Origin of the sequence: Mesorhizobium sp. WSM4983 (assembly GCF_029625765.1) — a bacterium.
In the GTDB taxonomy this organism is placed as follows: domain Bacteria; phylum Pseudomonadota; class Alphaproteobacteria; order Rhizobiales; family Rhizobiaceae; genus Mesorhizobium.
Genome location: NZ_JARTVM010000007.1, coordinates 196,182 through 218,327 on the forward strand (window position 1 = coordinate 196,182; position 22,146 = coordinate 218,327).

At 64.3% G+C, this 22,146-nt stretch carries 18 protein-coding genes; 13 read left to right on the forward strand and 5 right to left on the reverse strand.

Features of this window, described 5'->3' with window-relative positions:
• Positions 1-101: 101 nt before the first annotated feature.
• Positions 102-4,271, reverse strand: coding sequence for a peptidoglycan-binding protein (locus P9254_RS20125; protein ID WP_278103896.1), 4,170 nt, complete (start codon positions 4,269-4,271; stop codon positions 102-104).
• Positions 4,272-4,733: 462 nt separating this feature from the next.
• On the opposite strand from P9254_RS20125, the gene P9254_RS20130 reads away from it, so the two are divergent.
• The 7 genes from P9254_RS20130 (at position 4,734) to P9254_RS20160 (ending at position 12,978) form a co-directional block, all read left to right on the forward strand.
• Complete coding sequence (locus P9254_RS20130; protein WP_082953808.1) at positions 4,734-5,195, forward strand: MerR family transcriptional regulator; 462 nt, start codon at positions 4,734-4,736, stop codon at positions 5,193-5,195.
• Between the two features lie 230 nt (positions 5,196-5,425).
• Positions 5,426-7,222 (forward strand): acyl-CoA dehydrogenase, encoded by a 1,797-nt coding sequence (locus P9254_RS20135; RefSeq protein ID WP_278055679.1) that lies wholly within the window; start codon positions 5,426-5,428, stop codon positions 7,220-7,222.
• Between the two features lie 118 nt (positions 7,223-7,340).
• Positions 7,341-7,784 (forward strand): endonuclease domain-containing protein, encoded by a 444-nt coding sequence (locus tag P9254_RS20140; RefSeq protein WP_278055677.1) that lies wholly within the window; start codon positions 7,341-7,343, stop codon positions 7,782-7,784.
• Entirely contained in the window at positions 7,781-8,950 is a 1,170-nt protein-coding gene (locus P9254_RS20145) for an acyl-CoA dehydrogenase family protein (protein ID WP_127243395.1), read from the forward strand. The genes P9254_RS20140 and P9254_RS20145 overlap by 4 nt, the downstream gene beginning before the upstream one ends.
• A gap of 33 nt (positions 8,951-8,983) precedes the next feature.
• The gene (locus tag P9254_RS20150) at positions 8,984-10,192 is read left to right on the forward strand and encodes an acetyl-CoA C-acetyltransferase (RefSeq protein ID WP_278055674.1); all 1,209 of its coding nucleotides are present in this window, start codon (positions 8,984-8,986) and stop codon (positions 10,190-10,192) included.
• A 14-nt stretch (positions 10,193-10,206) separates the two neighbouring features.
• Positions 10,207-12,426: a 3-hydroxyacyl-CoA dehydrogenase NAD-binding domain-containing protein gene (locus P9254_RS20155; RefSeq protein ID WP_278055672.1), complete on the forward strand. Its 2,220-nt coding sequence runs from the start codon at positions 10,207-10,209 to the stop codon at positions 12,424-12,426.
• Positions 12,427-12,435: 9 nt separating this feature from the next.
• The gene (locus P9254_RS20160; RefSeq protein ID WP_278055670.1) at positions 12,436-12,978 is read left to right on the forward strand and encodes a thioesterase family protein; all 543 of its coding nucleotides are present in this window, start codon (positions 12,436-12,438) and stop codon (positions 12,976-12,978) included.
• Between the two features lie 12 nt (positions 12,979-12,990).
• Here P9254_RS20160 and P9254_RS20165 read toward each other — a convergent pair whose 3' ends face one another.
• On the reverse strand, positions 12,991-13,479 hold the full coding sequence (locus P9254_RS20165; RefSeq protein WP_278055668.1) for a flavin reductase family protein: 489 nt from the start codon (positions 13,477-13,479) through the stop codon (positions 12,991-12,993).
• Between the two features lie 383 nt (positions 13,480-13,862).
• Between P9254_RS20165 and P9254_RS20170 the strand changes: the two genes are divergently transcribed.
• On the forward strand, positions 13,863-14,504 hold the full coding sequence (locus P9254_RS20170; RefSeq protein ID WP_095799361.1) for a S24 family peptidase: 642 nt from the start codon (positions 13,863-13,865) through the stop codon (positions 14,502-14,504).
• Positions 14,505-14,514: 10 nt separating this feature from the next.
• Positions 14,515-15,399: a thermonuclease family protein gene (locus tag P9254_RS20175; RefSeq protein ID WP_278052591.1), complete on the forward strand. Its 885-nt coding sequence runs from the start codon at positions 14,515-14,517 to the stop codon at positions 15,397-15,399.
• Here P9254_RS20175 and P9254_RS20180 read toward each other — a convergent pair.
• Positions 15,362-17,011 (reverse strand): lysine--tRNA ligase, encoded by a 1,650-nt coding sequence (locus P9254_RS20180; protein ID WP_095799363.1) that lies wholly within the window; start codon positions 17,009-17,011, stop codon positions 15,362-15,364. The genes P9254_RS20175 and P9254_RS20180 overlap by 38 nt on opposite strands.
• 167 nt (positions 17,012-17,178) lie before the next feature.
• Between P9254_RS20180 and P9254_RS20185 the strand changes: the two genes are divergently transcribed.
• Positions 17,179-17,589 carry a tellurite resistance TerB family protein gene (locus P9254_RS20185; protein WP_067322705.1) on the forward strand — a complete coding sequence of 137 codons (411 nt, stop codon included), beginning with the start codon at positions 17,179-17,181 and terminating at the stop codon, positions 17,587-17,589.
• Here the strand turns inward: P9254_RS20185 and P9254_RS20190 are convergent.
• Positions 17,586-18,437: a transporter substrate-binding domain-containing protein gene (locus P9254_RS20190; RefSeq protein ID WP_442920109.1), complete on the reverse strand. Its 852-nt coding sequence runs from the start codon at positions 18,435-18,437 to the stop codon at positions 17,586-17,588. The genes P9254_RS20185 and P9254_RS20190 overlap by 4 nt on opposite strands.
• Positions 18,438-18,676: 239 nt before the next feature.
• Here P9254_RS20190 and P9254_RS20195 point away from each other — a divergent pair, with 239 nt between their 5' ends.
• The 3 genes from P9254_RS20195 to P9254_RS20205 all read left to right on the forward strand — a co-directional run bounded on the left by P9254_RS20195 (position 18,677) and on the right by P9254_RS20205 (position 21,080).
• On the forward strand, positions 18,677-19,408 hold the full coding sequence (locus P9254_RS20195; protein WP_066996863.1) for a helix-turn-helix transcriptional regulator: 732 nt from the start codon (positions 18,677-18,679) through the stop codon (positions 19,406-19,408).
• A gap of 276 nt (positions 19,409-19,684) precedes the next feature.
• Positions 19,685-20,323: an acyl-homoserine-lactone synthase gene (locus tag P9254_RS20200; RefSeq protein ID WP_066996739.1), complete on the forward strand. Its 639-nt coding sequence runs from the start codon at positions 19,685-19,687 to the stop codon at positions 20,321-20,323.
• 10 nt (positions 20,324-20,333) lie between these two features.
• Positions 20,334-21,080, forward strand: a complete 747-nt coding sequence (locus P9254_RS20205; RefSeq protein WP_127325605.1) for an enoyl-CoA hydratase-related protein — start codon at positions 20,334-20,336, stop codon at positions 21,078-21,080.
• A gap of 86 nt (positions 21,081-21,166) precedes the next feature.
• On the opposite strand, the gene ppk2 is transcribed toward P9254_RS20205, so the two are convergent.
• Positions 21,167-22,072, reverse strand: coding sequence for a polyphosphate kinase 2 (ppk2, locus tag P9254_RS20210; protein ID WP_127215488.1), 906 nt, complete (start codon positions 22,070-22,072; stop codon positions 21,167-21,169).
• Positions 22,073-22,146: the final 74 nt, after the last annotated feature.

Here is a 22,146-nt window from a genome sequence, read left to right on the forward strand (position 1 = left end):
GCGCTGGGGTCAAACCCCGGCGCCGCGCCGAAACGAAAACCGTCTCAATCAGTTAACAGGCAAATCTGTGGCAAGCCGTCGCGGAAGCGACGCGCCTGCCGTTATTTGTGCGCAAGCAGCGCCTTGACGAGTGGCGCGTCGATCTCGCCGGTCGGCTTCATCTTGTTGTCGGTCTGAAAGGCCATGATCGCGTTCTTGGTCTTGTCGCCCATCACGCCGTCGGCGCCGCCGGCATCATAGCCGTTCTTGTTGAGGATCAGCTGGATGTTCTTCACCGCCTTCTTCATGTCGATGCCGGCGGTGGTCTGCGGCGTGCTGTCCTGCCAGGATTCCGGAATGTCGGCCGAGTTGGTGGCTGCGTTGAGCGGCTTTGCCTTCCACAGGTCCGTGGCGGCGCGCGCCCGCTCGAGCTGCTCGGGCCTGAGCGCATTGGCGATCTCGTCGCGTTTGGCCGCAGCGTCCTTGTCGCCGGTCTTGGCGACGAGAGCGAACCATTTGTAGGATTCCTCCAGGTTCTGCTTCATGCCGACGCCCTTGGCCGAAAGGATGCCGAGATTGAACTGGCTGTCCTTGACGCCGAGGTCGGCCGCCTCCTGGAACCAGTGCGCCGCCGACTCATTGTCGGTCACGCCGTCCGCCGCCATGGCGAACAGAACCGCCAGATTGTGCATGGCGCTGGCGTTGCCCTGTTCCGCCGCGAGTTGGTAATAGGTCTTGGCTTTCTTGATGTCCCGCGCGACGCCGATGCCCTTCTCGTAAAAATTGCCGATGCGGTATTCGGCCGGTGCGAAGCCCAGTTCGGCGGATTTCTCATACCATTTGGCGGCCGCCGCCATGTCTTCCTTGACGCCGCGCGATTCCGCGTAGCGCGAGCCGATCTCAAACAGCGCCTTGGCGTCACCGCCTGCGGCCGCGTCGTGCAGCGCCACCGGACCGATATCGGCCGGGACATCGATCTTGGCGGCCGAACTTGCCGTCTGGCCGCCGCCCGGCGGGACGGTGCCCGTGGTGTCGGCGGACGTGCTTGCCGGCGTGCCGGCCGAGGAAGCGCCGGCTGCGGCGGCACCGGGCACTGCTGTGCTCGCCGGCGGCGGGCCGATGGTGGGCTGCGCGTCGCCGTCCGTGTCCATGGCAGGCCCGTTCGCAGCCGGAGAGACTGGCTCCGACGGTGTCGCCGAAGCCATCGGCGCGGGCCGGGCTGGCGCTGACGGAGTCGCCGGAGCAGGCGCCGGTTCGGCTGGCGCCGCGGGTATTTCGGGTCCGGATGGCTGAAAGGCGGCCTGTGGCGTTGGATCGTCCTTCGACGGCTCGGCCTGCCTGACGGCACGCGCCGGCGCGCTCTCGGGCTTCGCAGTGCCCGTGTCGGGGTTGGGTGTGCTGACATCGAGCGAGGCGGTTTCGACCGATTGGGTGGAGACCATCGGCGCGACGTCGTTGCTGGCGACCGGCGCGGGGTCGGAGAAGAAGGCCTTGCCGAGCTGCAGGCCGGCCAGCGCCATCATGATCGCGGCCGCCGCCATCAGGATCGGCTTGCGCCGCGCCTTGAGCAGATCGCCGATTCTGAGCGCCTTCACCGGGCCGGTCATCGTCGACTGCCGCTTCAGCGCGTCGGCTTCCGCGGCGGCGGCCTGCGCCGCGCGGCGGGCGGCCGCGATGAAATCGGATTTGGCGGCATCTGTCTCGCTGCGCTTGGCGGGCTGACCGCCGCGCTCGTCGCGCACGCGCTTCATGATGGCGTTGAGGTCCGGCGCGCCGGAACCAGGTTCGAGCGGCCGGTTGGCGGCTCTGGGATCGAGCGGTTCGTCGATGTCGACGGTCGGAACGTCGCCGGCCGGTGCCGAGCCGGCAAGCGGCGGCGTGTCCTCGTTCTTCTTGCCCTTGAAGGCGCGCGCCAGTCCGCTGAACATCGACTTCTTGCGGCCGGTGGTCTCAGCCTTCGCGCCAATTTCGTCCGATCCGAGCGCAGCCATTGCGGCGGCGGCCGCGGCCTCGGCGGGCGTGCGAGCAGCAGCTTCGCCGCGCATTACAGGTTCGCCACGCGTAACAGATTCGCCACGCGTAACAGGTTCGCTACGCGTAACAGGTTCGCCCGGTGCAGCCGGCTCGTTTCGCGAAACCGGATCGTGGCGCAGGATGGAGGCGGCGCGCGCATCGAGATCGGCGATGTCTCCGGTCAGTGGCAGCGGCTGGTCGATATCCATCGACGGCGCGTCCTGGACGGCGATCTTGCCGGTGCGGGCGGCCCGCTTGCCGCCCGGCTGCGGGTCGATCAGTTCGCTGACCGCTTCACTGGGACCTTCGGCCTCCAGCGAGCCGAGCCGGTCGACGATCTTGAGCAGCGTGTCGTGGATCGCCTCGAACGTGCGCGAATTGCGCTCGTCGGAACGGCGGGTGAGCGCTTCGAGCGTCTTCAGGTCCTGCGCGAGCCCGCTCATGGCGGCTGCGTTGGAAGCAGCCGTGCCGGAACTCGATTCGCCCAGCGACCGCACGGCGTTCTCCGCAGCCTCGCGCGCGACGGTGAGGATGGAATCGCGCGCGCCGGCCAGCGACTTCTCGATCTCGTCGAGGCGAGGGCTGATGTCCTCGAAATCGGGAAGCGGTGCGCTCGGCTTCGAAAGATGCGCCGAAAGGGCGGTCACCTGCGACTCAAGGCTGCGGATCAGTGCCGGATCAATGCCGGCGACCTGCGCGGCGGAGGATTCCAGCCGGCTGGAGATGTCCTCGAGCCGGCTTTCCAGGCCACGGATCGCCATCTCGTTGGCGGGATCGGGCGCGCGCGTCTCGATGCGCTTGGCAAGCGCGGTGAAGCGGGCGTCGATCGCCTCCATGATGCCAGCGCCGTCGTCCTGCCGCATGCGCTGGTCGAGCCTGTCGGCGACTTCGTCCAGCCGCCGCTCGAGTTCGCGGAACAGCAGGTTGCTCTGCTCGATGGCATCACCCTGGCGGCGCTCGAGCAGCGTGGACAGCGCGTCGAAACGCTGCTCCAGGCCCTGGAAGATGTGGTCAGCGTCGGGCATCGCCGGCGCGCGATCTATCTTGTCGGTGATCAAAGCAATCTGCTTGCCGAGACGCTCCATCGCCTGCTCCGGCAGATGGGCGCGCCCAGCGAGTTCGTCCACACGGCCGGACAGAAGGTTGAGGCGGTCGATGACCTCGGCGCCGGGACGTAACTGCGCGACCTCCTCGATCTGCTCCGCCAGCGAGGCGATCCGTTTCTCGATTCGCCCGAAGGTTTCCGGATCGAAGGCATTGGCCTGCGCGGCCACCGTCGAGGCGACGATGGCGCGCGAGATCTCGTCCAGCCGCTCGTCGATCATGGCAAGCGTCTCGCCGCCGCGCATCGTTTGCTGGCTGGCGAAACGGTCGACCGCTCCGGCGAGGGTGCGCACCTTTTCCTCCAGCGAGGCGAGCGACAGCGATTGCGGCAGGTTGTTGACCGCGCTGCTGATCTGTTCGAGGCGGTCGGTCAGCGCCGAAAGGTTGGGACCCTCGGCGCGCTGGCGCTGGTCGGCGTCGACGCGATCCTCGAAGGCGCTCCAGCGGCGATCGAAATCGTCCCAGCGGCGGTCGACGGCCTGCACGCTTCGGTCGATGGCCCGCACGCTTTCCTCGCGCGCCAGCGTGTCGAGCGCCGCCTTGACCTGCTCCAACTCCAGCCGCAGCAGGTTGACGCTGCGATCGTCGCTTTTTTCGGCAAGCGTGTGGATGGCGCCGGAAAGCCGTTCGAACTCGAGGCCGAGCTCGGCGCTGTTCTTGTCGGCGGGGGCACCATGCTGGCTCGCCGCCTGCATGGCGCGATCGATATCCTGACGCAGCGCGTCGAATTCGCGCTGCAGGCCGGCGGTCATCTGATGGCGCAACTCCTCGCGCAGTCCGCGCAATTCGACGGCGATCTTGCCAACCATCGCGACGCCATCTTCCTGTCCGCGCACCCGGTCGATGTCGCGGGCAATGGCCTGATAATTGGAACCGAAGTCGGAAGCTGCGGCCGCCGGGTTCTGCGGCCCGCGGTTTTGCGGTCCGCGATTTTGGTCCCTCTGCGTGGTGTAGGGTTCCTCGTACCAGCGGGGCGAACCATAAGGTTGCGCGGCCGCATAGCGCGGCTCGGGGGCCGGCCGCCGCGGATCGGGGCGCTCGGGCGTGTCGCTGCGCGTCCGCTCCAGCCGCTGCTCCAGCGTTTCGAGCGAGCGGCTCAGATCCTCCAGCGAGGTCTGCGACCGGCGCTGCCTACCGGCGTTGAGTGTATCGAGATAGGACCGCTTGCTGTTCATCGATGCGCCCGTGTTCAGAATGACCGGCTGAGACCGGTTTCCCAGAGTCTGCCGGGAACGAAGGCGTCCGCGCGGTTTTGCTGCGGAGGAAGACGGGCTTCCCGGGTTTCTCACCCACGCTTCGAAAACCGTGAAAAATTCGCTACAGGATAAACACGGGTGACCGACATGCGCACATTTCGCCCAACGTGGTAAACAAGGCGTTAACCAAGCTTAAGAAGTGGCGCATAATCCTGACCCGCCCGCCCCAATGGCATCCGAGTGCGGCATAAAGGAGGGTTTCCGACAACGCCCTTGCGTCAGGTGCCGGCTGTCGGTATAGAATTGACGTAAACGTAAAAGGTGCGAAGCCGTGCCTCTTGCGATTGAATTGTCGAAACCACGATTGGAAGCACGCCCCCGCTTCCACTCAGGCGACGTTTGGTCCGTGACCGCGACGCCATCAGGGGAAAGCCAGTGACCATGAAACTTGTTTCGCCCGGCGAAGCCGCGGCCAATAGCAATCACATATCGGTCGAGACCGACGAAGAATTCGTCCGTATCGGCGAGATGGCCAAGAAGTACGGCGTGACCTTGCGCACGCTGCGATTCTACGAGGACAAGGGCCTGCTCAATCCGAAGCGCGACGGCTCGACCCGTCTCTACACGCGCCGCGACAAGGCCCGGCTGAAGCTGATCCTGCTCGGCCGCAAGGTCGGGTTCTCGCTGCGGGACGTCAAGCAGATGATGGATCTTTACGATCCGACCGGATCCAACACCAAGCAGTTGCGGCTGGCGCTCGACAAGTCCGAGAAGCAGCTTGCCCGGTTGCAGAAGCAGCGCGCGCTGATCGATGAGGCTATCAGCGACTTGAGCAATTCGATGGCGATCGTTCGCCAGATGCTGACCGAGCGGGCCGCGCCGCAGGCAAGCGCCGCCGGCTGATCTCACGCTAACGGCATAGCCTAGGATAGAGAAAGCCGCGTGGCTGCAGCCGCGCGGCTTTTTTGTTGCCTTGGAGCGAGCGCTAATCAAAAATTTCGGGCTGCGACGAAGTTGACGTTTACGCAAACGTCAATATTTGCTATCGGGGGCATCGACATTGGCTCGGCCTCCCATCCACATCCGGATCGGAAACTTGCTGGCCGGCCGGGACCGCAAGGGTGGAGGAAGGCATGACGATCTACAGGGCGCCCGTCCAGGACACGCTGTTCGTGCTCAACGACGTGCTCGGCTACCAGCGCTATTCTAATCTTCCGGGCTTCTCGGACGCCACTCCGGACGTCGTCGAGGCGATCCTTGCCGAAGGCGCCAAGCTCGCCGAAAACGTCATGCATCCGCTGAACCGGGTCGGCGACATGGAAGGCTGCGTGCGCCATGACGACGGTACGGTGACCACGCCCAAGGGCTTCAAGGACGCTTTCAACCAGTATCGCGAGGGCGGCTGGATGGGCCTAGCGGCACCCGCCGAGTTCGGCGGCCAGGGTCTGCCCTATACGGTCCACACCGCGGTCTCCGAATACATGGTGTCCGCCAATATGGCGCTGATGATGTATCCCGGCCTCACGCAGGGCGCGATCGCGGCCATTGTCACCCATGGCACGGACGAGCAGAAGGCCATCTGGTTGCCCAGGCTGATCGAGGGCGCCTGGACCGGCACCATGAATCTCACCGAGCCGCATTGCGGCACCGATCTCGGCCTGCTGCGCACCAAGGCGGTGCCCAATGGCGACGGCACCTACAGGATTTCCGGCCAGAAGATATTCATCTCCGCCGGCGAGCACGACATGGCCGACAACATCGTCCATCTGGTGCTGGCCCGCGTCGAAGGGGCGCCGGAAGGCGTCAAAGGCATCTCGCTGTTCATCGTGCCGAAGTTCAAGCTCGACGACTCGGGCAATGTCAGCGCGCGCAACGCGCTCTCCTGCGGCTCGATCGAGGAGAAGATGGGCATCCACGGCAACTCGACCTGCGTCATGAACTATGACGAGGCCGAAGGCACTTTGCTCGGCGAGTTGAACGGTGGCCTGAAGGCCATGTTCACGATGATGAACGAGGCCCGCCTGGGCGTTGGTCTGCAAGGGCTCTCGGTCTCGGAGATCGCCTATCAGAACGCGGTGGCTTACGCCAAGGACCGCCTCCAGGGGCGGTCGCTGTCGGGCATCAAGGCAGCGGACAAGAAGGCCGACCCGATCATCGTCCATCCCGATATCCGCCGCTCGCTGATGACCATGAAGGCGTTCAACGAGGGCGGCCGCGCGCTGGCCCTGTGGACGGCGATCAAGTCGGACGTCGCGCACCGCTCCGGTGACGACAGGGACCGCCAGTCGGCCGACGACTACACCGGTCTGCTGACGCCGGTGGTCAAGGGCGTGCTGACTGACAAGGGCTTCGATCACGCCGTGATGGCGCAGCAGGTGTTCGGCGGCCACGGCTACATCGAAGAACACGGCATGAGCCAGTTCGTCCGCGATGCCCGCATCGCCATGATCTATGAAGGCGCCAATGGCATTCAGGCGCTTGATCTGGTCGGCCGCAAGCTGGCGCAGAATGGCGGCCGCGCCGTGCAGGCCTTCTTCAAGGAGGTCGGCGAATTCTGCGAGGAAAACCGCGCGGACGACAAAATGGCGCCCTTCACCAAGGCGCTGAAGAAGGGCCTCAACGACCTGCAGGCCGCGACCATGTGGCTGGTGCAGAATGCCATGGCCAAGCCCGACAATGCGGGCGCCGCCTCGACCGATTACATGCATCTCTTCGGGCTTGTCGCGTTGGGCTACATGTGGGGCCAGATGGCCAAGGCCGCCCAAACGAAGCTCGCCGAAGGTGCCAATGGGGCCTCGTCGTTCTACGACAACAAGCTGGTCACGGCGCGCTTCTTCATGGAGCGGATCATGCCGGAGACCGCGACGCGCCTCGCCCGCATTTCCAGTGGCGCGGATACGCTAATGGCGCTGCCGGCGGAAGCGTTCTAGAAATGCTCGGCGTCCCCCTCCCCCTTGAGGGGAGGGTGGCCCGAAGGGCCGGGAGGGGTCGCCCGCGACGAACTCGACGCCAATTCTGGCGACGCACCCTGGGAGAAGGACTAACGCAATGCCCCGCACGCGGGTCAGTTTCGAGATGCGACAGAAAGCGCGCTCGCTTCGTCTGCACACGACGAAGGCCGAATCCTTGCTGTGGTACGAATTGCGCGAGCTGACGGCTGATGGCCTGAAGTTCAGGCGGCAATCGCCGATAGGCCCGTACATTGTCGATTTCGTCTGCCCGAAGGTCAAACTGATCGTCGAGGTCGACGGCGACCTGCACGAAACCGAAGCTGGCAGACGTCATGATGTGAACCGCGACGCCTATTTGCCGTCACTCGGGTATGTCGTTGTCAGGATTGATGAGCCTGATGTCATTAACAGTGCATGGCATGTGGCGCAGTTTGTTAAGGACAAGGCCGAGCACCTCATCGGCGACCCCTCCCGGCCGCTTCGCGGCCACCCTCCCCTCAAGGGGGAGGGGGACGCCGGCGCAGTGGAGGAAACAGCATGACAAATCCAGCCGAAGTTCTTGGCCTGCCGAAGCCCGCCTGGGCGGCGGACGAAGTCGGCATGCTCTACGAGATGGCGAGCCGCTTCATGTCGGAGGAGATCGCGCCGCGCTACGAAGAGTTCGAGAAGAACGAGATTTTCGACCGCGAGAGCTGGCTGAAGGCGGGCGCCGCCGGCCTGCTCTGCGCCTCTATGCCAGAGAAATATGGCGGCTCCGGCGGCACCTTCGCGCATGAGAGCGCCATCATCGAGGCTATCGGCCACGTCGGGGTCGACGGCTTCGGCATCGGCCTGCACAACTCGATCGTCGCGCCATACATCCTGCATTACGGCTCCGAGGAGCAGAAAGAAAAATGGCTGCCGAAACTGGCGACCGGGGAGCTGATCGGCGCAATCGCCATGACCGAGCCCGGCGCCGGCTCCGACCTTCAGGGCGTCAAGACCCGTGCCGAGAAGGACGGCAATCACTACAAGCTCAACGGCTCCAAAACCTTCATCACCAACGGCCAGCTTGCCAACCTGATCATCGTCGTCACCAAGACCGATCCGGACAAGGGCGCCAAGGGCACCTCGCTGATCGTCGTCGAGACCGACGAGGTCGAGGGCTTCGAACGCGGTCGCAACCTCGACAAAATAGGGCTCAAGGCCAACGACACCTCCGAGCTGTTCTTCAACGACGTGCGCGTGCCGACCTCCAACCTGCTCGGCCATGAGGAAGGCAAGGGCTTCGTCCAGCTGATGCAGCAATTGCCGCAGGAGCGGCTGCAGATCGGCACCGGCGCGATCGCCATGATCGAGCGGGCGCTGGCGCTGACCATCGACTACGTCAAGGAGCGCAAGGCCTTCGGCAAGGCGATCATCGATTTCCAGAACACCCAGTTCAAGCTGGCCGAGCTGAAGACCGAGGCCACGATCGGCCGCGTCTTCTACAACGACTGCGTCGCCCGCCACATCGACGGCGGCCTCGACCCGGTCACCGCCTCTATGGCCAAATACTGGCTGTCCGACCTGCAGGGCAAAGTCGTCGACGAATGCCTTCAACTGCATGGCGGCTATGGCTACATGAACGAATATCCGATCGCCCGCATGTTCCGCGACGCCCGCGTCCAGCGCATCTACGGCGGCACCAACGAGATCATGAAATTGCTGATCGGGCGCTCTCTCTGAGCACAGCGACCGGCAAATCCAAGGAGCACGAAAATGGCCGAAGCTTACGTCTATGACGCCGTGCGCACGCCGCGCGGCAGAGGCAAGAAGGATGGCTCGCTGCACGAGGTGCCGGCGGTGCGGCTCGCGGCAAAGACGCTTGAGGCGCTGCGTGACCGCAACGCGCTCGACACCGGCACGGTCGACGACATCATCTTCGGCTGCGTCGATCCGGTCGGCGAAGCGGGCTCGGTCATTCCGCGCGCCGCCGCCTTCGAGGCCGGCTACGACACCAGGGCGCCCGGCATGCAGATATCGCGCTTCTGCGCTTCCGGACTCGATGCCATCAATTTCGGCGCCGCCAAGATCGCGCAAGGCGCGGACGAGATCGTCATTGCCGGGGGCGTAGAATCCATGTCGCGTGTCGGCATGGGCATGTCCGGCGGCGCCTGGTTCATGGACCCCTCCGTCGGCCTTCCCGGCTGGTTCGTGCCGCAGGGCATCTCGGCCGACCTGATCGCGACGAAATACGGGTTCAGCCGCGACGACGTCGACGCTTACGCCGTCGAGAGCCAGAAGCGCGCCGCCAAGGCGTGGGACGACGGCCGCTTCAAGAATTCGGTGGTCCCGATCAAGGACCACAACGGCCTCACCATCCTCGACCGTGACGAGCACATGCGGCCTTCGACCGACATGCAGTCGCTCGCCTCGCTCAATCCGTCCTTCGTCATGCCGGGCGAGATGGGCGGGTTCGATGCGGTGGCCGTGCAGAAGCATCCGGAAGTCGAGGAAGTGAACCACGTCCACCATGCCGGCAACTCGTCCGGCATCGTGGACGGCGCCGCTGCTGTACTGCTCGGCTCCAAGAAGGCCGGCAAGGCCATGGGCCTGAAGCCCCGCGCGCGCATCCGCTCGTTCGCCAATATCGGTTCCGAGCCGGTGCTGATGCTGACCGGCCCGGTCGACGTCACCGAAAAGCTCTTGAAGCGTGCCAAAATGAAGCTGTCGGACATCGACCTCTTCGAGCTCAACGAGGCCTTCGCTTCCGTTGTGCTGCGCTATATGCAGGCCTTCGACATCCCGCATGACCAGATCAACGTCAATGGCGGCGCGATCGCCATGGGCCATCCGCTCGGCGCCACCGGCGCGATGATCTTCGGCACGGTGCTGGACGAGCTGGAGCGCCGGGACCTGAACACCGCGCTGGTCACGCTCTGCATCGGCGCCGGCATGGGCACTGCCACCATCATCGAACGCGTCTGACGGGGAGAGAAAAGATGAGCTACACCAATTTCACCCTCGACATGGACGCCGATGGGATCGCGCTGGTCACCTGGGACATGCCGGGCCGCTCGATGAACGTCTTCACCGAAGAGGCGATGCGCGAGCTCAACGCCATCGTCGATCGTGTGGCGGGCGACGCCGCCATCAAAGGCGCGGTCATCACCTCCGGCAAGGACAGCTTCTCCGGCGGTGCCGACATCACCATGCTGCAGAAGATGCTCGCCACCTTCGCCGTCGAAAAGGAAAAGGACCTCGAAAAGGCGACCAAGGCGCTGTTCGACAATGCCGGTTACATGACCGGTCTGTTCCGCAAGATCGAGACCTGCGGCAAGCCGTGGGTGTCGGCGATCAACGGCACCTGCATGGGCGGCGCCTTCGAGATGTCGCTCGCCTGCCACGGCCGCGTCGCGGCCGATTCCGACAAGGTGAAGATGGCGCTTCCCGAGGTGAAGATCGGCATCTTCCCGGGCGCCGGCGGCACCCAGCGCGTGCCGCGGCTGACCGATCAGCAGCAGGCGCTGCAGATGCTGACCAGCGGCCAGAATCTGACGCCGCAAAAGGCGAAGTCGATGGGCCTGATCCACGAGATCGCCGAGCCGAAGAAGCTTGTCGAGACCGCCAAGGCGATGATCAAAAACGGCCTGAAGCCGGTGGCGCCATGGGACGAAAAGGGTTTCAAGCTGCCCGGCGGTCCGATCTATTCGGCGGCCGGCGCCAATCTCTGGCCGCCGGCCATCGCCATCCTGCGCCGCGAGACCTTTGGCAACTATCCGGCGGCCGCCGCGATCCTGAAATGCGTCTATGAGGGCCTGCTGGTGCCCTTCGACACCGGGCTCCGGATCGAGCAGCGCTACTTCACCGAGATCATGCAGACCAAAGAAGCGGCGGCGATGATCCGCTCGCTTTTCGTGTCGCTGCAGGAACTGAACAAGGGCGCGCGCCGCCCGACCGGCGTGCCGGACAGCAAGTTCAAGAAGATCGGCATACTCGGCGCCGGCTTCATGGGCGCCGGTATTGCCTATGTCACGGCCAGGGCGGGCATTCCGGTCGTGCTGCTCGACCGCGACATGGAGTCGGCCGAGAAGGGCAAGGCGCATTCCGACAGCCTGATTTCGGACCAGGTGAAGAAGGGCCGCGCCAAGCCCGAAGAGAAAGACAGGTTGCTGTCGCTGATCACGCCGACGGCCGACTATGCCGATCTTGCCGGCTGCGACCTTGTCGTCGAGGCGGTGTTCGAGGATTCAGGCGTGAAGAAGCTCGCCACCGAGAAAGCGGAAGCGGCGCTGAAGTCCTCGGCGATCTTTGCCTCGAACACTTCCACCATTCCGATCACCTCGCTGGCGAAGAACTCGGCGCGGCCGAAAAACTTCATCGGCATCCACTTCTTCTCGCCCGTCGACAAGATGATGCTGGTCGAGATCATCCTCGGCAAGAAGACCGGCGACAAGGCGCTCGCGGTCGCGATCGACTTCGTACGCGCCATTAAGAAGACGCCGATCGTCGTTAACGACACGCGCGGCTTCTACGTCAATCGCTGCGTGCTGCGCTATATGTCGGAAGCCTACAAGATGCTTATCGAAGGCGTCCCTGCGGCGATGATCGAGAACGCCGCCAAGGCCGCCGGCATGCCGGTCGGCCCGCTGGCGCTGACCGACGAGACGGCGATCGACCTTGCCCAGAAGATCATGAAGCAGACCATCAAGGATCTAGGCGAGAAAGCCGTCGACCCGAAGCAGATGGCGCTGATCAACACCATGGTCGACACGCATGGCCGCTTCGGCCGCAAGAACGGCAAGGGCTTCTACGACTATCCTGCCAAGCCGGCGAAGAAGAAGCTGTGGCCGGGTCTCAAGGATCTCTATCCGCAGCTGAAGCCCGAGAAGGTCGACTACGAGGAGCTCAAAGAGCGCCTGCTGGTCACCATCGCCCTGGAGGCGGTGCGCGTCATGGAGGAAGGCATCGTCACCGATCCGCGCGAGGCGGACGTCGGCTCGATCCTCGCCTTCGGCTTCGCGCCGTTCACCGGCGGCGCGCTCTCCTACATCGACGGCATCGGCGCCAAGCGTTTCGTCAAGATCGCCAAGGGCCTGCAGAAGAAATACGGGGCCGAGTTCAAGGCGCCCAAGCTTTTGCTCGACATGGCCGAGAAGGGCGAGACTTTCTACCAGCGCTTCGACCCTTACCAGAAGGGCGAGGTCAACAAGGCCGCCTGACGAACTCTGATGTATGTCTGGGGGCGCCTCGCGCGCATGATGGCCACGGCGCGTAGCCGTGGCCCTTATCAAATCGGCGATCAGAGCCGGCTTGCCTTTCGCTGCCTGCCGACCGACATCGATTTCAACAGCCATCTCAACAATGCTCGTTACATGATGCTGGCCGATCTTGGCCGTATCGATGTTTTTCTTCGCGTCGGTCTTGTCGCGCTCGCGCGACGCGACGGCTGGGCGCCGATGATCGGCGGGCTGCAAGCGGCCTATGTGCGCGAGATCAGGCTGTGGCGCCGCTTCGAGGTGGTGTCGTCGATCGAGACCTGGGAAGGCACTTCCGTGATCGGCAAGCACCGCTTCGTCCTCGACACTGGCGAGACGGCGGCGCTGATCCTGACCACCGGCGGCGTCTATGACCGGCGCGGTGGCCGCTTTCTCGAAATTGAGGAGGTCGTCGCGGCGCTCGGCCATTCGGCGGCACCGCGCCCGCCGACCGAGCCCGAGCGGGCATTCATGATCTCGCACCGGAACCTGCGCGAACAGGCCAAGCGGGCCTGATCGAGCAAGCGTTCAATGTTCGGCCCGGAAGGTTTTGCCCAGCTCGACCGCGTCGCCAAAATAGTGCCGGAACACATAGAACAGCGGATTCCATCGCGCAGTGTCGATGTGGTTTGTTCCCGGCAAGACGATGCTGCTGAGCGCATGCACTCGCTGCACGTCTACCTCCACGATGAGGTGGATCGAGGATGCGCCTTGCTGCTTCGCGCTACGATGGCAAGTCAGCAGGCGTGTTTCGAACTGCAGGGGACATTCTGCGATCCTCGGCGTCCGGATCAATTCGCTGGGCTGGATCGCAAAGCCGCCTAAAGCGAACTTGTCGGCCTCATGAACGAACCCCAATTCGGCCTTATGGGGTGGAACTGGATTCGCACCCGTGGTGCGCGCGATCCGTTCGACATTCGCCCAGAGGCTGGCCGCGGGAAAATTGAGGGTGCATTCGCCATCCCGCAGAAGATTGATGCGCCCTGGGTCGCCGAACTCAAGCCGAGGACCACGCATGAACCCAAGGCCCACGCGGACGACATGGGTGTAATGTTGGCGGTGCCGTCATCGTTTCGGGTAACCATCAGGACGACAGGCGTCCCAAAATACAGAACGGATGGGGCGATGGATTGGTGGTTCGGCAACATGAGCAGTCCTTCGTAATTCGAGGACCGCACCCTACCAAGCTTGCGCACCGAGACGTTTCGGCCGGGGTCGAACGATGCATTGCGCACGCGGCGACATGGTCGGTGCCGGCGCCCGGCTCAGGATCGAGCCCGTCAATCTTGCGGAAGCGGCGACTTTCTCTGCAATCCGCTGTTCGCGCCGGTGGACAATTGAATGGTCGCGCGTTAGACAGCAGTGAGGCATTTTTTCCTGTTTTTCGAAGGAGAGCGGACTTGCTCTCACACGATCGCGTCTGGGCCGCAATCGATGCTCTTGCCGAGCGCTATTCGCTCTCGGCTTCCGGTCTCGCCCGCCGCGCGGGCCTCGATTCGACCGCCTTCAACAAATCCAAGCGCCTGTCCTCCGACGGCCGGCCGCGCTGGCCTTCGACCGAATCGCTGGCCAAGATCATCGAGGCCACCGGCGCCTCGCTGGAAGAATTCACCGTGCTGGTTGAGGGTCACGGTGCCTCCGCCGCGCCGCCGCCGCGTATGGCCGTGCCGCTGCTTGGCTTCGCCCAGGCCGGTGCCGGCGGTTTCTTCGACGATGCCGGCTATCCCTCGGGGCAGGGCTGGGATCTGGTCGAGCTTCCGGCGCGGGCGGCGGAAACCTCCTATGCGCTGAAGGTCCAGGGCGATTCCATGCTGCCGCTCTACCGCAATGGCGACGTGCTGATCGTCGAGCCGGGCGCGCCGACGCGCAAGGGCGACCGCGTCGTCGTCAAGACCACCGCCGGCGAGGTGATGGCCAAGGTGCTCGACCGGCAGACCGCGAAGTCGGTCGTGCTGGTCTCGCTTAACCCCGCTCACCCGGACCGCGACATCTCGATGAGCGAGGTCGAGTGGGTGGCGCGGATCGTCTGGGCAAGCCAGTAGGTCCGGGCTGGTGCGGGTCCTCCATCTTGCCCTGGCGCTTGCGGCGGTTCCGGCAATGGCGGCGCTGGTCGTCGCCGGAGGCCACTCGCTGAAGGGCAGCGAAAGCGTCGTCGCGGTCGATCAGATCGATCCGGCCAGTGCACTTCCGGGGCAAGACGCCGATGTGGCGCCTCGGGAACCGATAACTGCGGAACCGGCGACGTCCGCCATTCTGGCGCCTGCCGCGCCGCAGCCGCCGAAGCCGGTGGCGCATTCGCGGGCAATCGATCCCGACGTGGTGGCGCCACCCGAAGTGCCTGCCGAGGAACTGGAACGGGTCGAGCCGCGCGCGCCGCTCAGCGATCTGGCGCTGGCCGGTCCGCCCAAGCCGCGGAAAACGAAAATGCCGGATGGCGAGGAGGGCACCAAGTTGCTCCAGCCCGTCGCGACCGCCGCCGGCCTGATCAAGGCCAAGGATTACTCCATCGCCGTGTCGGGCATCGACATCGTCAAAGAGGACGAGACCTGCAGCGACGAAGGCAAGTCATGGGACTGCGGGGTTCGCGCCAGGACGGCATTCCGCGCTTTCCTGCGTGGCCGGACCCTGGTCTGCTCAGTGCCGCCGCAAGACGGGCAGAAGGCCATCGCGGTCAAGTGCTGGGTCGGCAACAAGGATGTCGGTCTGTGGCTGGTGGAAAACGGCTGGGCCCGCGCGGCGCCAGGCGGCCCCTATGTCGAGGCGGGCGACAAGGCGCGCGCGGCGAGGAAAGGCATTTTCGGCGCCGCTCCGAATCTCGGCGGCCTGCCGGCATTGCCGGCCGCCACCGGCCCGGCGCCCGCCGCGCCGAGTTCCATCCTGCCGGCGGAAGATGGCGACGTTACGCAGCCAGCTGACCAGCCAGGGCCCGCTCAATGAGCGCGCGCGTCTCCGTAATGCCGTAGAGCGCCGCGAAAGAGCCGAAACGCGGCCCCCGTTCCTGTCCGATCAGCACCTGATAGATCATCTGGAAGAAGGCGACCGACACGCCGGGTCCGCCTTCCGGGCTCTGCTTGGAATGGTCCTGATAGCGCTCGATCCGCCGCGCGACGTTGAGCGCCGCGTTCTGGATCGCCTCGCCGTCCGCGCCCTGCGGCAGCTCGCCGAGCGCTTCCGAAAGCTTCGCCAGCGCCTCGCGCTCCACCTCGTCGGCGGCGCGATAGACCTTGGTCGGCTTCACGAAGTCGTCGAAATAGCGGATGGCATACCCTGTCAGCCGGTCGAGCTCGGGGTGCGTCTGCGGCGTCACCCCGGACGCATGGCGCGAGATGAAACCCCACAGCACCGCCTTGTCATGCGCGTTGGAGGCGCTGACCAGATTGAGCAGCAGCGCGAACGGGACCGGCAGGTCGATGGCCGGCGGATTGCCGTCATGCATGTGCCAGACCGGGTTGCCGAGCCGCTCCTTCCATTCCTGGCGCGGATAGGCGGACAGGAAGGCGTAATATTCGTCGACCGCCTTCGGGATAACGTCGAAATAAAGCTTCTTGGCCTGCCGCGGCCGCTGGTACATGTAGAGGCCGAGGCTCTCGGTGGGCGCATAGGTCAGCCATTCGTCGATGGTGAGCCCATTGCCCTTCGACTTCGAGATCTTCTGGCCGTTCTCGTCGAGGAACAGCTCGTAGACGAAATGCTCCGGCGCGCGGCCGCCGAGGATGTTGCAGATGCGGTCGTAGATTGCCGCGTTGGTCTGGTGGTCCTTGCCGAACATTTCGAAATCGACGCCGAGCGCTGCCCAGCGCATGCCGAAATCCGGCTTCCACTGCAGCTTCACATGGCCGCCGGTGACCGGCAGCGTGGTCTCGCTGCCTTCGTCGTCGAAGGTGATGGTGCCGGCCTTGGCGTCGACATGCTTCATCGGCACGTAGAGCACGCGGCCGCTTTTCGGCGAGATCGGCAGGAATGGGCTGTAGGTCGCCTGGCGCTCTTCGCCGAGCGTCGGCAGCATCACCGCCATGATCTCGTCATAGCGCTCGGCGGCGCGCAGCAGCACTTCGTCGAAGCGCCCGGACTTGTAGTATTGGGTCGCGCTGGCGAACTCATAGTCGAAGCCGAACGTGTCGAGGAAGCGGCAGAGCATCGCGTTGTTGTGGTCGGCGAAGCTCGCATAATCGCCGCCGAACGGATTGGGCACCGATGTGAGCGGCTTGTGCAGGTAGGGCTCGAGCGCCGCGCGATCGGGCACGTTGTCGGGAATCTTGCGCATGCCGTCCATATCGTCGGAGAAGCACAACAGCTTGGTCTTGACCTTGTCCTGCGTCAGCACGCGGAAGGCGTGCCTTACCATCGTGGTGCGCGCCACCTCGCCGAAGGTGCCGATATGCGGCAGGCCGGACGGGCCGTAGCCGGTCTCGAACAGGACGGTATCGGGAAAGTCCTTGTTCTTGTAGCGGGCAATGATCTTCTTGGCTTCTTCGAACGGCCATGCCTTGCTTTCGCCGGCGGCCGCAAGCATCTCGGCATTGAGATCGATGATGTTTGATCCCGTCATGTCACTTTCCAGGTAATCTGCCGGCCAGATGTGTCGGCTTGGGCGCGCAAAGATTTTCACCCGGTCTCTAGGCGCGACGGGCCGGAGCGTCAACGATTTGCGGCGCTTTTCCTTGCGGCGCCTCACTGCCAATCCTACGTTGAAGCCTCACCATCAAGGAGTTTTGAATGCCTTTGACGCCGCACGAAGCCCTGATCTATCTCATGGTCATCACTTCGGCATCCGACCGCGACATGACCGATGTCGAACTGGCGCGGATCGGGGACGTCGTCCGTTCTTGGCCCGTGTTTGTCGATTTCAACAGCGACAGCCTGGTCGGCGTGGCTCAAGCGTGCCAGCAGGCTCTGCACGACAAGGACGGGCTGGAAGGCGTCCTCGCGCGCGTCGCCGATGCGCTGCCGGAGCGGTTGCGTGACACCGCCTATGCCGCCGCTTTCGAGGTCGCGGCAGTCGATCTCGAAATGCGCATGGAGGAGTTGAGGGTGCTGCAGCTCATCCGACGGGAACTCGATCTCGACACGCTCACCGTGGCGGCGATCGCCCGTGCGGCGAAGGCCCGCCTGCGCACACTGACTTAGAAAAAGCTCACCGGAAAATAGCGCAGATAGAACTCGGCGAAGGTTCCCTTGATCGAGATTTCCTGCAGCGCGTAGTCGAAGGCGGCGGCCAGCGCCGGGTCGCCCGCCCTGGTGGCGATCGCCATGCCCGAGCCCAGATATTCGGGCGCCAGATAAGGGCCGCCGGCGAAGCGGCAGCACCCGGCGGCTTCCGAGCCGCCAAGCCAGAAGGCGAAGCGCATGCCGTCGCCGAAGGCGGCGTCGATCCTGCCGGCCTTGAGGTCCGCGTAGAGGTCCTCGGGCTTGTCGAAGGGCACGACCTGCACCGTGCTGAAATAGTCGCGCAGCATCTTCTCATGCGCCGAGCCGGCGATGACGCCCACGCGCTTGCTGCGCAGCTTGTCGAGGATCGGCTCGGTAAACGCCTTGGCCTTCGGCATGATGAAGCGCGCCGGGAACTGCAGATAGGAACGCGAGAAGGCGTATTTCTCGCGGCTTTCCGGCGTCGCCGCGATGCCGGCGATGATCGCCTCGCCTTCGCCTTTCCGCAGCGCGTCGTCGAGATCGTTCCAGGGCAGCGCCTGGATCTGGCATTTCTCGACGATGCCGAGTTCGGCGCAGATCGCCCGCGCCAGGTCGATGTGGAAACCCGACAGCCGGCCGGAGCCGTCGAGGAAGTTGAAAGGCGGAAAATCGGTGGTGGTGAGGAACCTCAGCCTCGGCAACGCCGAAAGATCGGGCTTCGGCAGCCGCTCCTTGGCATCCCACAGCACCGGAACCTGCGGCTCCGCCGCGCGAGTCGCGTCGGCAAATGGCAACGCTCCGATCAGCGCCGACAGGAGGGCCAGAAATATCCATCGGAATGGCACGATAACGCTCCGCCCAATCATGTCCTTGGCTTTTCGTACGAAAACAGTGCAGGCACAATGTTTTTGATTTCAAACGGGCGAATTCGGCGTATGGTTTAGTGCGTTTGCAAGTTTCAGCGCGCGCCCGCAACAGGGGCAGGTGTCGCGAAGAAACTTGTGGTCCGGGGTTGATGGCGAAGGGTGGTTCGGGCATCTACTATCGGTACGAAAAGCAGAAGCAACATGGGGTAGATGTTGCGATGAGCATGTTCGATAGAACTCTGGAATACATCGACCAATTACAGCACGCCAACACTGCTGCGGCAGTGTGCGAGCGGCTGCTCGGCGTCACCTCGAGTTTCGGGCTGACGGCGCTGATGGCCGGAACGGTCCCGCAACCCGGCACGCCGCGCGGCCAGCAGAAGGACCATGTGCTGCTCTGCGACTGGCCGGGCGAGTGGCTGGAGCGCTATGTGGCGCGCAACTATGTCGACCATGATCCGGTCGTCAGCCACATGAAGCAATTGCAGGCCCCGTTCCAGTGGCGGGAGGCTTCCCAGGCCATCGTCATCGACAAGAGCAGCGACGAGGTCATGGGCGACGCCCGCGAGTTCAAGCTGCGCGACGGCCTCGCCTTCCCGCTGGTCACGCTCGACGGCCAGATCGTCATGGTCTCGCTGGGTGGCGAGTCCGTTGAACTGTCGGACGTCGAATTCGGAATGGTCTCGCTGGTGTCCACCTACGCCATCGGCCGCGCCATGCAGCTTCACACGATGGCCGGCAAGGTCGTCGACCACATCGAACTCACACCGCGTGAGCGCGAATGCCTGCAATGGGCAGCTGTCGGAAAGTCCGAGTGGGAAATTTCGCAGATTCTCGGCATTTCGGAGCATACCTCCGAGAAACACCTTCTCAACGCGAAGAGCAAACTGGGCGCCGCTAACCGTGTGCAGGCAGTCGCCGAGGCGATCAGGCGTGGCTATATTAGCTAAATCGGCCGTGCTGGCCCAGAAACGGTCCCATGCGCATTCGCGTAATATTTTAAGCAAGGGCGAGCGGTGTCCTTGTCTTAAGAGAGGGCTAATACTTTCTTAACGCCAAAGCAAACTGGGCGTCGCCAACCGCGTGCAGGCGGTCGCGGAGGCAGTTAGGCGCGGCTATATTGGCGGGGTCGGTCGGTGCCGACCTAAAAATTCTTGCCTACGCGATCGCGTAATATTTTCCGGAGAGCCCGGCCGTATCTTCCTCTCAAGCCCAGGAGACGGCTAATGCTTTTTTCCCTCACAACTCAGGAATTGATGGAGCGCCCCGATCTGTGGGAAGCGGTTCACCGCCTGCGCTACAAGATCTTCGTCGAGGAGATGGGCTGGACCGATCTCGACCGCCCGGACGGCCTCGAGATTGACCAATTCGATCATGACGAGGCCGAGCATCACCTCGTCATCCGCAACGGCGAGCTAGCCGGCTATCAGCGCATGCTGCCGACGACGCGGCCGCATCTACTGACTGATGTGCTGACGGACCTCTATGAGGGGACGCCGCCCTCGGGGCCGCGAGTCTGGGAGCTGACCCGCTATGCGGTGGCGCCGGGCTTCCGTGATGGCAAGCGCGGCGTCTCGACGGTCGGCACCGAGCTGATCGCAGGTTTCGTCGAATGGGGCCTCAAGCGCAACGTCAACCAGGTTATCATCGAGTTCGAACCGATGTGGGTGCTGCGCGCGCTGCAGCTGCACTTCCTGGCGACGCCGCTCGGTTACCAGCGCACCTATGGCAACCAGCAGGTGGTGGCGACGCTGCTCACCTTTTCCGAGCATACGCTGGAGGTGGTGCGCCAGCGCCGCAACCACTTCCCGCCGGTGCTGATGAGAGGCTATCCCGGCCAGCTCGGCCTCAGACAGGCTTCGTGAGGAGGTTGTCATGAGCTTCCACCCCGAACCTGAGCTGCGTGGCCACACGCTGGTCGTCACCGTATCCTCGCATGACGGCCGGCCGGTGCTGGACAGGCACGCCTATGCGAGCCTCGCCAGGACCTTCCACGAGGCCGCCGTCAACGACGAGATTCGCGTGGTCGTGCTGCGCGGCCTCGCCGGCTGCTTTTGCCTCGGCGGCGATTTCTCGGAGTTCCTCGACGCCGCCAAGCACCAGCAGCTGATTGCCGCCGTCACCGATATGTTTCGCAGGCTTGCGACCTTTCCCAAGCCGGTCCTTGCCTGCGTGGACGGGGACGCCGTCGGCGTCGGCTGCACCATCTTGTTCCACTGCGACATGGTGATCGCCTCCAGGGGCAGCACGTTCAGGGTGCCGTTCGTCGATTTCGGCCTGGTACCGGACGCGGCGACCAGCATCCTGGCACCCCAGAAGCTCGGCTATGCCGGCGCCTTCCGCTTCTTTTGCCTGGGCGACACACTGGGCGTCGACGACGCCAAGGCGCTTGGCCTTGTCGGTGAGATCGTGGAAGGCAGCGCCGAGGAAATAGCCTTGGCGCGGGCAAGGCAGCTCGCCAAGAAGCCGGTTGCCGCGCTGTTGCAGACCCGCGGCCTGCTCAAGGGGGATACGGACGTTCTGTGCGACCGCATCGACCATGAGATATCGCTGTTCCAGCAAGCGCTGCAGGACGATGCCACGCTGAAGCGTTTGCAGCGGATCGCCCGCCTCGCGGCGTGACACCTTGGTGGAAAGTCTCAGCGCCGCGTACCCGCGAAGGTGCGCGGCGCTGTAATGTTGGCCGCCGGCCGCGGGCACGGTGCAAGCTATTTCTCCAGGAACGACGGGCCTTCCCCGATGATCTTCTTGTCGGGCTTGCCGACGGCGTCGAGGTCGCGGCCGTCATAAGGCAAGGACAGAAGGATACGCTGGATCACCGCAAGCCGCGCACGGCGCTTGTCGTTGGCGCGCACGATGATCCAGGGCGCGAACTCCTTGTGAGTGCGCTCGAACATCAGGTCGCGCGCCTTGGTGTAGTCGTCCCATTTGCTGATGCCGGCGATGTCGATCGGCGAGAATTTCCAGTTCTTCAATGGCGACCAGCGGCGGTCATGGAACCGTTCGAGCTGGGTCTCGTGGCCGATGTTCAGCCAGAATTTGAACAAGTGTATGCCCTCGTTGCAGATCATGCGCTCGAAATGCGGCGTCTCGTCGAGGAATGTCGCGTGCTGCTCCGGGGTGCAGAATCCCATGACCGGCTCGACGCCGGCGCGGTTATACCAGGAGCGGTCGAAGGTGACGAACTCGCCGGAGGTCGGGAAATGGTCGACATAGCGCTGATAGTACCATTGGCCATGCTCCGTCGGCGTCGGCTTGGTCAGCGCCACGTTGCGCGCCGTGCGCGGGTTCATGTACTGCCGCAGGACGAAGATCGTGCCGCCCTTGCCGGCCGCGTCGCGCCCCTCGAACAGCGCCAACACCCGTTTGCCGGTCGCCTGCAGCCAGGCCTGCGCCTTGACCAATTCGATCTGCAGCCGCTCGAGTTCCTCGTCGTACTCTTCACCCTTCATCTTCTTGTCGTAGGGATAGCCGCCGGCGGTCAGCTTGTTGTCCTCGATCCAGTCCGGCAGCACCGGGTTGTCGATGTCGAACTCGCGTTCCTTACCGCCTATCCTCATCTTGATCGGTCCTGCGGCAGGCGCCGCGTCGGCATTTCCCTCGGCTTTTTTCATCGGGACGAACCTTTTCAGCTTGCGGACTCGTGCTATGGGAGCCTCTGAGGCGTTGCGTCCGACCGGACGCGCGG

What these genes read in the sequence shown, in the direction of transcription:
- ppk2 (WP_127215488.1), bottom strand. Translation starts at nt 22,072, where the DNA reads ATGAAAAAAGCCGAGGGAAATGCCGACGCGGCGCCTGCCGCAGGACCG.
- P9254_RS20155 (WP_278055672.1), top strand. Translation starts at nt 10,207, where the DNA reads ATGAGCTACACCAATTTCACCCTCGACATGGACGCCGATGGGATCGCG.
- P9254_RS20145 (WP_127243395.1), top strand. Translation starts at nt 7,781, where the DNA reads ATGACAAATCCAGCCGAAGTTCTTGGCCTGCCGAAGCCCGCCTGGGCG.
- P9254_RS20195 (WP_066996863.1), top strand. Translation starts at nt 18,677, where the DNA reads ATGAGCATGTTCGATAGAACTCTGGAATACATCGACCAATTACAGCAC.
- P9254_RS20150 (WP_278055674.1), top strand. Translation starts at nt 8,984, where the DNA reads ATGGCCGAAGCTTACGTCTATGACGCCGTGCGCACGCCGCGCGGCAGA.
- P9254_RS20160 (WP_278055670.1), top strand. Translation starts at nt 12,436, where the DNA reads ATGTATGTCTGGGGGCGCCTCGCGCGCATGATGGCCACGGCGCGTAGC.
- P9254_RS20185 (WP_067322705.1), top strand. Translation starts at nt 17,179, where the DNA reads ATGCCTTTGACGCCGCACGAAGCCCTGATCTATCTCATGGTCATCACT.
- P9254_RS20180 (WP_095799363.1), bottom strand. Translation starts at nt 17,011, where the DNA reads ATGACGGGATCAAACATCATCGATCTCAATGCCGAGATGCTTGCGGCC.
- P9254_RS20130 (WP_082953808.1), top strand. Translation starts at nt 4,734, where the DNA reads ATGAAACTTGTTTCGCCCGGCGAAGCCGCGGCCAATAGCAATCACATA.
- P9254_RS20125 (WP_278103896.1), bottom strand. Translation starts at nt 4,271, where the DNA reads ATGAACAGCAAGCGGTCCTATCTCGATACACTCAACGCCGGTAGGCAG.
- P9254_RS20135 (WP_278055679.1), top strand. Translation starts at nt 5,426, where the DNA reads ATGACGATCTACAGGGCGCCCGTCCAGGACACGCTGTTCGTGCTCAAC.
- P9254_RS20165 (WP_278055668.1), bottom strand. Translation starts at nt 13,479, where the DNA reads ATGCGTGGTCCTCGGCTTGAGTTCGGCGACCCAGGGCGCATCAATCTT.
- P9254_RS20205 (WP_127325605.1), top strand. Translation starts at nt 20,334, where the DNA reads ATGAGCTTCCACCCCGAACCTGAGCTGCGTGGCCACACGCTGGTCGTC.
- P9254_RS20140 (WP_278055677.1), top strand. Translation starts at nt 7,341, where the DNA reads ATGCCCCGCACGCGGGTCAGTTTCGAGATGCGACAGAAAGCGCGCTCG.
- P9254_RS20200 (WP_066996739.1), top strand. Translation starts at nt 19,685, where the DNA reads ATGCTTTTTTCCCTCACAACTCAGGAATTGATGGAGCGCCCCGATCTG.